The organism is Acinetobacter halobius (genome assembly GCF_044130335.1).
Taxonomy (GTDB): domain Bacteria; phylum Pseudomonadota; class Gammaproteobacteria; order Pseudomonadales; family Moraxellaceae; genus Acinetobacter.
In genome coordinates, this window is record NZ_JBIQOD010000001.1 from 402,795 (window position 1) to 414,385 (window position 11,591).

Annotated in this window: 12 protein-coding genes; 8 read left to right on the plus strand and 4 right to left on the minus strand. The window is 41.6% G+C overall.

The window, feature by feature from the left end; genetic code table 11:
• Positions 1–22: 22 nt before the first annotated feature.
• From ACE01U_RS01870 to ACE01U_RS01880, 3 genes are all read left to right on the plus strand, one after another.
• Positions 23–613: a 5-formyltetrahydrofolate cyclo-ligase gene (locus ACE01U_RS01870; protein WP_086208418.1), complete on the plus strand. Its 591-nt coding sequence runs from the start codon at positions 23–25 to the stop codon at positions 611–613.
• A gap of 148 nt (positions 614–761) precedes the next feature.
• Positions 762–3,191, plus strand: coding sequence for an endopeptidase La (gene lon, locus ACE01U_RS01875; protein ID WP_005399830.1), 2,430 nt, complete (start codon positions 762–764; stop codon positions 3,189–3,191).
• Between the two features lie 130 nt (positions 3,192–3,321).
• A complete protein-coding gene (locus ACE01U_RS01880; RefSeq protein ID WP_395553135.1) occupies positions 3,322–3,702 on the plus strand; it encodes a VOC family protein in 381 nt (126 codons plus the stop codon).
• A 237-nt stretch (positions 3,703–3,939) separates the two neighbouring features.
• Here ACE01U_RS01880 and ACE01U_RS01885 read toward each other — a convergent pair whose 3' ends face one another.
• On the minus strand, positions 3,940–4,881 hold the full coding sequence (locus ACE01U_RS01885; protein WP_395553136.1) for a M28 family peptidase: 942 nt from the start codon (positions 4,879–4,881) through the stop codon (positions 3,940–3,942).
• 146 nt (positions 4,882–5,027) lie between these two features.
• On the opposite strand from ACE01U_RS01885, the gene rlmH reads away from it, so the two are divergent.
• The 3 genes from rlmH (at position 5,028) to ACE01U_RS01900 (ending at position 7,315) form a co-directional block, all read left to right on the plus strand.
• A complete protein-coding gene (rlmH, locus tag ACE01U_RS01890) occupies positions 5,028–5,510 on the plus strand; it encodes a 23S rRNA (pseudouridine(1915)-N(3))-methyltransferase RlmH (RefSeq protein ID WP_395553137.1) in 483 nt (160 codons plus the stop codon).
• 107 nt (positions 5,511–5,617) lie between these two features.
• Positions 5,618–6,394, plus strand: a complete 777-nt coding sequence (locus tag ACE01U_RS01895; RefSeq protein ID WP_395553138.1) for a dioxygenase family protein — start codon at positions 5,618–5,620, stop codon at positions 6,392–6,394.
• Positions 6,395–6,535: 141 nt separating this feature from the next.
• Positions 6,536–7,315: a DUF4377 domain-containing protein gene (locus ACE01U_RS01900; RefSeq protein WP_395553182.1), complete on the plus strand. Its 780-nt coding sequence runs from the start codon at positions 6,536–6,538 to the stop codon at positions 7,313–7,315.
• Positions 7,316–7,388: 73 nt separating this feature from the next.
• Here the strand turns inward: ACE01U_RS01900 and gdhA are convergent, their stop codons facing one another.
• Positions 7,389–8,732 (minus strand): NADP-specific glutamate dehydrogenase, encoded by a 1,344-nt coding sequence (gdhA, locus tag ACE01U_RS01905; RefSeq protein ID WP_395553139.1) that lies wholly within the window; start codon positions 8,730–8,732, stop codon positions 7,389–7,391.
• A gap of 347 nt (positions 8,733–9,079) precedes the next feature.
• On the opposite strand from gdhA, the gene ACE01U_RS01910 reads away from it, so the two are divergent.
• Both ACE01U_RS01910 and nth read left to right on the plus strand, forming a co-directional pair.
• On the plus strand, positions 9,080–9,874 hold the full coding sequence (locus ACE01U_RS01910; RefSeq protein WP_395553140.1) for an RnfABCDGE type electron transport complex subunit B: 795 nt from the start codon (positions 9,080–9,082) through the stop codon (positions 9,872–9,874).
• Positions 9,875–9,877: 3 nt separating this feature from the next.
• On the plus strand, positions 9,878–10,591 hold the full coding sequence (gene nth, locus ACE01U_RS01915; protein ID WP_395553141.1) for an endonuclease III: 714 nt from the start codon (positions 9,878–9,880) through the stop codon (positions 10,589–10,591).
• Positions 10,592–10,600: 9 nt separating this feature from the next.
• Here the strand turns inward: nth and ACE01U_RS01920 are convergent, their stop codons facing one another.
• Together ACE01U_RS01920 and adk are read right to left on the minus strand one after the other, a co-directional pair.
• Positions 10,601–10,798: a hypothetical protein gene (locus ACE01U_RS01920; RefSeq protein ID WP_110975657.1), complete on the minus strand. Its 198-nt coding sequence runs from the start codon at positions 10,796–10,798 to the stop codon at positions 10,601–10,603.
• Positions 10,799–10,880: 82 nt separating this feature from the next.
• A complete protein-coding gene (adk, locus tag ACE01U_RS01925) occupies positions 10,881–11,540 on the minus strand; it encodes an adenylate kinase (RefSeq protein ID WP_086208428.1) in 660 nt (219 codons plus the stop codon).
• Between the last annotated feature and the right edge of the window lie 51 nt (positions 11,541–11,591).

The window sequence follows — 11,591 nt, forward strand, 5'->3', positions numbered from 1 at the left end:
GATACTCAGGACTGCGTTCACCATGTCGATTGAACTTGCCCAACTCAGAAAACAGCTTCGCAAACAACGCAGACAAGTTTCCTCCTACCAACAGCAGCAGTCCGAACAGCAAATTTTACAGCGCTTAAAACGCGTGCCCGAATTCAAACAGGCCAAGCATGTCGGTATTTATCTACATGCTTTTGGGGAAATTCAGACCCGTAAAATTATTGAATATTGTTTTCATCAGAAAAAAGCAGTGTATTTACCCATGATTTGCAATATGAACCAGCGCTTGGTGTGGGTCAAAGTTTCACACAACCAATTTCAAAATAAACGCTTTTCCCACCATCCGTTAGGTATGCAAGAGCCTATGGCAACACGTGGGCAACACGTTTCACATTTAGACCTCCTGCTCATGCCCTTATTGGCTTGTGATCCTTATGGCACACGTATTGGCATGGGCGGTGGTTTTTACGATAAAACCTTGGCTTCTGCGCCCTATCACCGTCCGTTTCGCCTTGGTTTGGCCCATCACTTCCAGTTAGTGCCACAGCGCTTGATTCGAGAAACATGGGATCAGCCTTTAGATGGACTGCTGACCCCTCAACAACATTTACGCTTCAAGCGCTAAAATTGACATTTTTGACTGTTGAGAATACTTAAAAATCACATGTTTAGTCATTTTTTATACAATTTATTTTGACCTGCCCTTGTATTTTTTAAAATACCCATCACTATAAAAAACATGGCAACACCGTTGTCACTCATTAGGAGTGCCCATGTCTGAAATTATTATGAATCAAGAAACCTTAGAGCCTCAGGTTCCAAGTGTATTACCACTTTTAGCGTTACGTGATGTCGTGGTGTATCCACACATGCAAATCGCGCTATTTGTAGGTCGTGAAAAATCGATCAATGCAGTTGATGTGGCTCGTAACAGTGACAATCTAGTATTTGTAGTTGCTCAGAAAGATTCTCTTTCAGAAGAAATTGATCACGACAACTTATATCAATACGGTACTGTCGCGAAGATTGTGCAAGTTGTGAATCATGAAAATGATGAAAACTGTATAAAAGTATTAATTGAAGGCTTACATCGTTCAAAGCTAGAAAAAATCATTGATGAAAATGATTATCTCACAGCAGAACATGCGCTTAGCCCAATGTCAGTCCACATTGACGAAACAACGCAAGAAACACGTGTACAAGAGTTACGTGCCCTGTTTGCACAATACGCTGAAGCAAAACTACGTAACGCACGTGAACTGATTGCTGCAGCGAACAAGATTGATGATTTACTGCAATTGTTATTCTTCGTAGCGACCCGTGTTCCACTGAATATTGATGTGAAGCAAAAATTCCTCGAACACGATGAGTTTGAAGCCCATCTACAAGAACTGATGACGTATTTATTGCAACAATCTGAAGAACAACAGATTGAGCAAACTTTACATGACTCAGTGAAGCGTCAAATGGAGAAAAATCAACGCGAATACTTCCTCAATGAAAAGATGAAGGTCATTCAGCGTGAGCTTTCTGACATGAATGGCGGTGCGGAAGATGACGTTGCTGAAATTGAAAAACGTCTTGCTGAAGCAGATTTACCCGAACATGTGCGTAAAAAAGCGGAAAGCGAATTCCGTAAACTCAAAGCAATGCAACCTGCGTCTAGTGAAGCGGCTGTGGTGCGCAATTATATCGAGGCCATCTTAGATACGCCTTGGAATAAAGCCAGCAAAGTCAGCATTAACTTAAGCAAAGCGCAAGAAATTTTAGATACCGATCATTACGGCTTAGATGACGTGAAAGATCGTATTGTGGAATATCTCGCGGTTCAATCGCGCGTGAAAAAACTTAAAGGCCCAATCCTTTGTTTGGTTGGCCCTCCAGGTGTAGGTAAAACTTCACTGGGTGAATCGGTTGCCAAAGCGACAGGTCGTGAGTTTGTCCGTATGGCGCTCGGTGGCGTACGTGATGAAGCGGAAATCCGTGGTCACCGTCGTACTTATATCGGTGCGATGCCGGGTAAAATTGTGCAGTCTTTAACGAAAGTCGGCGTGAAAAACCCATTGTTCTTGCTCGATGAAATTGACAAGATGGCGCAAGACTACCGTGGCGACCCTGCTTCTGCGTTGCTTGAAGTACTCGATCCATCACAGAACAGTAAGTTCAACGATCACTACTTAGATCTGGATCTTGACCTGTCTGAAGTGATGTTCATTTGTACGGCCAACAGCATGAATATTCCAGAAGCTTTACTGGATCGCATGGAAGTGATTCGTCTACCGGGTTATACCGAAGATGAAAAAGTCAATATTGCTGAGCGTTACCTTGTTCCTAAAGCAATCAAGAACAATGGTCTACGCGCAAAAGAATTGACTGTTCATGAAGAAGCGATTCGTGACATCGTGCAACGTTATACACGTGAAGCTGGTGTGCGTAGCTTAGAGCGTGAAGTGTCTAAAATTGCCCGTAAAGTAGTAAAAGAAGCGGTCAGTAAAAAGGCGAAAAATCTGCAAGTCGACGTGACTTCGGCTAACCTTCCAGACTACTTAGGTCCACATAAGTTTGACTTTGGTATGGCGGAAGATGAAGCTCAAGTCGGTCGCGTCAACGGTTTAGCATGGACTTCTGTCGGTGGTGAGTTATTGACCATTGAAGTTGCAGCGGTCAAAGGTAAAGGAAAATTCATCACCACAGGTTCACTCGGTGACGTGATGAAAGAATCCATTACTGCTGCTATGACCGTGGTACGTACCCGTGCAGATGAACTCGGTATTGATGCATCTCGCTTTGATGAAACAGATGTACACGTTCACTTACCTGAAGGTGCAACACCTAAAGATGGCCCTTCTGCAGGTCTCGCGTTAACGACAGCATTGGTTTCTGCCTTCACTGGTATTCCAATTCGTCCTGATATCGCGATGACAGGTGAAACCAGTCTAGGGGGCCGTGCAATGCGTATTGGTGGCTTGAAAGAGAAACTACTCGCAGCACACCGTGGTGGAATTAAGCTGGTCTTCATTCCTCAAGACAACGTCCGTGATTTATCTGAAATCCCTGACAATGTCAAAGAGGGTTTAGAGATTAAAGCAGTAAAATCAATTGATGAGATTTTACCGTTAGCATTAACATCTATGCCTGAACCATTGGTTAAGGCACCGATTGTGAAAGCAGTCGATGAAGGCAAAAAAGCTGCACGCCACTGATTCGGTATGATGAAAAGAGAGAGCTTCGGCTCTCTTTTTTTATTACAAATCAGCGTAGAGAACTCCACATACCGTCGTACATTGAGCAACTACAATAATTCAATCAAGGGATAGATGTAGGACAAATAAAATGAAAAATCCAATTGGATGGTTTGAAATTTATGTAGATGACTTATCTCGTGCCAAACAATTTTACCAATCCGTTTTTAACGTTCAGCTGACTGAACTTACACCACCTTCAGATGGTAATTCACTGCAAATGTGGGCATTTCCATCAGATATGCAAGCCTACGGTGCTTCTGGAGCACTGGTCAAAATGCCTGGTGTTGTTGCAGGCGCGAACAGTACCCTAATCTATTTTTCATGTGAAGATTGTGCGAACGAAGCTAGCCGTATTATGGAATTTGGTGGAAAAATCCATGAAGCGAAGATTTCTATTGGCGAATATGGTTATGTTGTGATTGCTTTCGATAGCGAAGGAAATATGATTGGTTTGCATTCTATGCAATAAAATAAACTTAAAATTCTAGCCTCACGTGTACATGCTTTTTTTATAAACCTTTTAAGCTAATTTAGACTTGAAAATTTTGTAAAAATCCCGATATAAATAGTAGGAATATGTATGTGCTGTATGTTTTCTCTTTATTCGATTTTTAAAATCGTATGGTCATCTGATTCTCCAGACGGATGACCTTTTATCGCAGTTCTCACTACTTGGGAACTGCGTTTTTTATTGTTTAATGATCCATTAAGGTTTCAATAAATGCTGCACCAGCCCGTCAATCACATTGGTCATTTTAGTTAAATTTAATGTGGCTAAACGATCTGTTTTGGCGTGATAATGAGCATTTCGATAAAAAGCAGTATCCGTAATCATCACTGCTGGAATATCAAACTCCCAATAATTCAGATGATCTGAAAAATCGAAAGCATTGGCAAAGCTTGGTGCAACCAAACGCTGACATTCCAGTTGATTCAACTCCTGCATCGCAGCACAGTAGCCTGTACCTAAATCACGTGAACTGACATTACTCACGGTTGCAATAAAATTACCATGGGTTGGATAAATCCATTTTAAACCCACAGGATAGCTTTGGATGGGTTGTTCGCTAAAGAACCCGATCATTTCTAAAATATACACACCTTTAATCTTATCTTTTTGTGACTGAACCGATTTCGCATGCACATAGCTGCCCATTTGTTCAGTTTTAGAAAACGGTGGTTCTTCTAAACTATAGAACACAAAGTCCACATTGTTGGGCAGTTTAGACTTTTGCTCTGCCAAAATACGCGCCGTTTCAATCACGCCCGCAACACCAGAGGCATTGTCATCGGCGCCATCTTGCTCACCAAAGACGTCATAATGTGCCCCAACAATCACACGGTCTGCACGTCCGACGTTTAAACTACAAACTACATTTCGGTAGATTTGCTGATTGGCCGTAAAGTTTTGATATTGGCATGGCACACCCAACAAGCGCATCTGTTCTTTAATCCATGCAGAGACACGATTCAGCTCGTCGAGATTTTTATAATTACGTGCTTTGCCCTGACCAATCACCTGCTCCAAATAGACCTGTAAGTTTTGTTCATCAGCCATTTTGACGTTGCTTGCGAATACCTGCCCTGTGAAAGTACCCAGTACAACAATCAACAAAAAAGCCTGTTTTTTTAAAATTTTGAGCCACATTGTTATTATTCCAAGTATTTCTTATTCCACTCATTTGTTGAATTAAGCAACATTGGCTCAATGAATTCAATTGCATTTTGTTTCGTCTCACTGCAAAGCCATACTTTCACCGTTATAATAAATCGTCTCCATATACATACTTCATTATGAAAATCCGTATTCTGACCATTGGTCAAAAAATGCCAGCGTGGGTGCTCACTGGTTTTGAAGATTATTTTAAACGTATTCAGCCTTTTGTTCAGACACAAATTATTGAACTGCCAATGGCAAAGCGTGGCAAAAATGACTCGGAAGCAGATATTTTTAAGTATCGCCAAATTGAAGGCGATAGCATCTTGAATGCCATGAAAAGCAATGAAGTCTTGATTGCTTTAGAGGTTGGAGGACGCGAATTTAGTACCGAAAAACTGGCTGAGACCATGAAAGGATGGATGCTTGAGGGTAATGATATTGTACTTGCTATTGGCGGACCTGATGGCCATTCTGAAGCAGTACGTAAAGCGGCTGCTTGGCATTGGTCATTATCTAAACTCACTTTGCCCCACCCCATGGTTCGCGTAATGCTAATTGAACAGCTATATCGTGCGATGAGCATCAACCATAATCATCCTTATCATCGGGCAGGCTAGGTCAATTTCCGTTCTATTTTCAGAACAATACGTTGATGTTTTTCACATTACAGAAATGAGCAGAATCTGACACAATTGTTTCCATCTTCCTTTATTAGGCTTTCACAATGAACTTACAAACGCTCCCCGGCTTATTCATTTCTCATGGCTCCCCCATGCTTGCGTTGAATCCTGAGCAAGTTGGGCCTGCGTTACACCGTTTAAGCCTAAACCTACCAAAGCCACAAGCCATCGTTATTATGTCTGCACACTGGGAAAGTAACGCACTAGAAGTAAGTACAGGTATACGTCCTGAGACATGGCACGATTTCCGCGGCTTTCCTGCTGAACTTTATGACATTCGCTACCCTGCCTCAGGTCAACCCCAGCTCGCTGAAGAAATCTTAAATTTGTTGGCAGAAGCAAATTTTTCAGCACATGCGAATGGCACCCGTCCGCGGGATCATGGCGTTTGGATGCCTTTACTACATATGTATCCTGATGCTGACATTCCTGTGGTAGAGATTTCTCTGCCAATGAACTTATCAGCCCAAGAGATTTATAGAATTGGACAAACGCTTGCGCCACTTCGTGAGCAGCAGGTATTACTGATTGGTTCTGGAAGTATCACACATAACTTAGCTGAGCTGTCTTGGCATGGCCAATCCCAAGCTGTACCTGAATGGGCATCGACATTTCGGAACCATGTGGTCGCAAAACTCAGTCATCAGGACTATGATGCGGTTTTAAACTGGGAATCTATTCCTTTTGTCCGTCGTAATCATCCAACTTTAGAACACTTTGCGCCCATATTTTTTGCGATGGGTACAGGGCATCGTTTTAATATTGTACATAGCAGCTTTACCATGGGTGCACTGGGTATGGACATTTATCGTTTCGACTAACACATAAATTTTAATTATAAATTAACAAAAAAAATATTTATGGATACATTCTGAAACTGAAAAGAACTGAATGTATTCATTCTTTTAAAAAGAAGATCGGATATTATGGATCTTGTTATTTTAAATCAAGAACTTGTAACCATGAAATTAAAATATTTAGCGATTGCTCTTTTCCCACTCGCACTGGCCGCTTGCCAATCCTCTGATATCCAAAAAGTAGGAGATATCGCTGTGTCTGTACTCCAACAACAAAATGCAGATCAAACACTTGCAAACTACCATTGGAGCGCGAATACCACAGATGCGCCCAAGCCTTTGGTTTTAAACTTTGACAAAGCAGGTCGTCTAGGGATTGCAACCAGTTGTAACGGCATGGGGACTAGCTGGAAAGTTGAAAATAATCAAATCGTGACAGGTAACCTCATGGCAACACAAATGGCATGTGAACCGAAAGCCATGGCACAAGAAAAAGTCGCAGCCAACCTATTTGACAACCGTAAAGTGCCTTTCGTTTTAAATCTCAATGATCCTGAAGCACCAACATTAACAGTGATCTCTGCGAATGGTGAAAAAATTGTTTTCACAGGCAAGCAAACAGCTGAATCGAAATATCAAAGTCAAGGTGAAACTGTTTTCTTAGAAATCTCACCAGAGACCAAAACATGTGCTACAGGCGTTGCTCGTATGGAGTGCCTACAAGTTCGTGAACTTAAATATGCTGAAAATGGGGTAAAAACCCAAGTCGATAAAGACTGGACATTATTTTATAACCATATTGACGGTTTCAAGCATAACCCGAAAGAGCGTCAGATTGTACGTGTGAAGCGTTATGAAATTCAAAACCCTGCGGCTGACCAATCCAAATATGCTTATGTGCAAGACATGATCATTGAACGTGAAGCGGTAAAAGGCTCATTGTAATCGTTCAATGACCTAGAAAAAACCGAGGCTATACCTCGGTTTTTTCCTGAGTATTGATCTCAGTATATATAACTTAGAATACGCCTTGAGCAAGCATTGCATCGGCCACTTTTACAAAACCTGCAATGTTGGCACCATTAACATAGTTCACAGAGCCATCTTCTTGTGTACCGTATTTCACACAGTTACGGTGAATTTCTTTCATGATCGCATGTAAGCGCTCATCAACTTCTTCAAACGTCCAACCCAAACGTAAAGCATTTTGTGACATTTCTAGGCCAGAAGTTGCAACACCACCCGCATTCGAAGCCTTACCTGGTGCATATAAAATTTTCGCTTGAACGAACTTTTCTACCGCATCTAAAGTTGAAGGCATATTTGCCCCTTCAGCTACACAAATCACACCATTTGCAAGTAGCGCTTCTGCATCGGCCTGATCTAACTCATTTTGAGTTGCACATGGCAAAGCGATATCACATGGAATAGACCAAGGGCGCTGACCTTCTAAGTATTCAAAACCATGCTTAGAAGCAAACTCAGAGATACGACCACGTTTTACATTTTTTAGTTCCATCACTTCAGCAAGTAGCGCGTCAGTAAAGCCATTTTTGACATATACTGTACCTGCTGAATCGGACAATGAAACGACTTTTGCACCTAAATACATTGCTTTTTCAGCAGCATACTGTGCCACATTCCCTGAACCAGAAATGGTAACCGTTTTAGCTTGAAAGCTATCACCGCGAGTTTTCAGCATTTCTTCCGCAAAATACACTGTGCCATAACCCGTTGCTTCAGGACGGGCCAAAGAACCACCAAAACTTAAACCTTTGCCTGTAAACACACATGAAGTGTCATTGCTCAGCTTCTTCATCATGCCAGTCATATAACCCACTTCACGCCCCCCCACGCCAATATCACCCGCAGGGATATCTGTATTTGAACCAAGGTGGCGATACAACTCAATAATCAGCGCTTGGCAAAAACGCATGATTTCACCTTCAGATTTGCCCTTAGGGTCGAAGTCTGACCCCCCTTTACCCCCGCCCATAGGTAGTGTGGTGAGTGCATTTTTAAAAGTCTGTTCAAAACCCAAGAACTTAAGAATAGACAAATTCACCGATGGATGAAAACGCATACCACCTTTAAATGGACCAATTGCCGAGTTGTACTGAACGCGGAAAGCACGGTTAACATGTGTTTGACCTTGATCATCTACCCATGAAACGCGGAATTGAATTGCACGTTCTGGCTCTACTAAACGCTCTAGCAAACCGTGATCTGCATAACGAGGATTTTTTTCAATGAACGGCCAAAGGCTGGTCATGACTTCCTCTACCGCTTGTAGAAATTCAGGTTGGTGTGCATCACGTGTTTTCACGTAATCTAAAAACTCATTAAGGCTGTTATATTTCAACGCTTAATCCTCAGCAAAAAAATGGATCAAAATTGGTCAAATTTTATAAACAATGTTAAATTTTGGCGCAAACAATTAAATATCTTTTCCCAACAATTCACAACACATTTATTCAAAAAAACATATTTATCATTTATATAACAATTATTTATATTAAATATGTCTTAAAACTGGTTATAAAAAATACCAATGAAAACACAGATTTAAAATCATTTTATGCGCAAAAAAGATGCAATAAATGAACCATTTTAGAACATAAGATTATTCAAAAAAAACATGGTAAAATTCAGCATCTACTTAAATTGTCCTAGTATCTCTGCACATACAGTTGCAGGGTCGGTTTACGCATGAACTCGCACATTTCACTTATCCAAAATATAGATGCCCTCCTTCCCCAAACCCAATGCGGGCTCTGTGGACATCGTGATGGTTGCTTGCCTTATGCTAAAGCCATCAGCGAAGGTGAGGCTGCCAATAAATGCGTCCCGGGTGGACAGCCTGTAGCAGATGCATTGGCTCAGTTGCTTAATCGGCCAAAATTCATCGCAGAAGAAAGTGTTTGGCCTATTCAGGCGGATGGCCGTCCGCAGAGAATGAAAGCCATCATTCGCGAGGATGAATGCATTGGCTGTACCAAATGTATTAGTGCCTGCCCAGTAGATGCGATCATTGGTTCTGGTAAACTCATGCACAGCATTTTGTCTGACCTATGCACAGGTTGTGAGCTATGTATTCCGCCCTGTCCTGTCGACTGTATTGACCTCATTCCAGATGCAGACGAAATACCGACCGAAATCTTGCGTAAAGCTGAGCAAGATGATCTAAGACAACGCTATTACGCACATATACAGCGTGAAGAAAAACAGCGTCTACACCGTAAAGGCCCAGTAGTTCGTGCTGAAATTGATACAGCGTTATTTGCCCAATTTTCAGCACAGAACGATGCAGTACCTGATATTCAGATCATTGAAAAAGAACCAGAAATGACGGTAAAACTCGACGCAAAATCCACCATTGAACTGGCGAAATTACGCGTACAAATCAAAAAACTAGAAAAGCAACTCAGCGTGCGTGAAGATACCAAAAAGCGTCTGATGTTAGATGATTTAACCCAACAGCTTAATCAGTTACAGGAAGCTTAGAGCATGCTAACCACAAGCGGAAAACCTGTAAAAAACATGACCAAAAAGCAAATCCAAATCTTTTTTGAACGTTTACGAGCACAACGCCCAAACCCAAAAACTGAATTGAATTATTCAAGTCCTTTTGAGCTATTAGTGGCCGTGACCTTATCTGCTCAGGCAACGGATGTGAGTGTCAACAAAGCCACAGATAAACTATTTCCAGTTGCCAACACACCTGAAACGATTTATGCCTTGGGTGTAGATGGTTTAAAAACCTATATTAAAACCATAGGCTTATATAATGCGAAGGCTGAAAATGTCATTAAAGCTTGTAAGATACTGATTGAAAAACATAATAGCATCGTGCCGAACAACCGTGCTGATTTGGAAGCTTTACCCGGTGTAGGGCGAAAAACAGCCAATGTGGTGTTAAATACTGCTTTTGGACAACCGACCATGGCGGTCGATACACATATTTTTCGTTTAGGCAATCGTACAGGATTAGCGGTCGGCAAAAATGTGCTGGAAGTCGAACACCGTTTAGTGAAAGTCATACCGAAAGAATTTATTGTCGATTCACACCATTGGCTCATTTTACATGGTCGATACTGCTGTATCGCACGCAAACCGAAATGTCATGAGTGCATCGTTTCAGATGTATGTAACTGGCCAGATCGTTTTGAATTTGGTGCAGCACGCATTGCCACAAAAATGATAATAGAAGCTGAACATTAAAGTTCAGTTTTATTTTTGATTGGATTTATCTTTTAAGTCTTGCTGCAACTTCGGATGCAACTGCCGTTCTGGCTGCTTATTCGACATTTTTTCTTGTTGACTGACATCGCGCAGCATTTTTGCGCTGATATAAAACAAACCTAATAACACCGCCACAGCAACAATAATTAAAACAATGATTCCAACTTGTGCCACACGCGACTCCATTTGAAAAGGATCAAGAAAAAGAGCCCTAATATGACTTAGAGCTCTTTCAATGTCAAAACATTGCCATGTTTAAAACATGCAATTATTTGTCCTGATCAAGAATTGCAAACAAATCTGCTTGTACTTCGTCAATTGGACGTAAGCCATTCAGCTTGTCATAAGTTGGTGCATTTTCACCAGACGCTGCGCGACCTTGGTAGAAACCAACCAACTGTTCAGTTTCAGTATGGTATGAACCTAAACGTTTACGAATCGTTGCTTCTTGGTCATCTGGACGTTGTACCAATTCTTCACCAGTTTCATCGTCTTTACCTTCCACTTTAGGTGGGTTGTAAACGATGTGATAAACACGACCCGATGCAGGGTGCTGACGGCGACCCGAAAGACGTTGTACAATTTCTTCGTCAGGAACATCAATTTCAATCACGTGATCAATGTTGATGCCTTCTTTTTCCAAAGCTTCAGCTTGCGGAATCGTACGAGGGAAACCATCAAAGATACAGCCATTTGCACAGTCAGGTTGCGCAATACGTTCTTTCACTAAACCAATGATCAGTTCATCAGATACAAGACCACCGTTGTCCATCACGCTTTTCGCCTGTAGACCGAGTTCAGTTCCTTCACGAATTGCAGCACGGAGCATATCACCGGTTGAAATTTGTGGGACATTGTAGCGCTTACAGATCAACTGAGCTTGTGTACCTTTACCTGCTCCAGGTGGTCCGAGTAAGATAATGCGCATAAAAAAACATCCTCATTTAAACAATGTATTTGACACTTTGTACATGTCGAA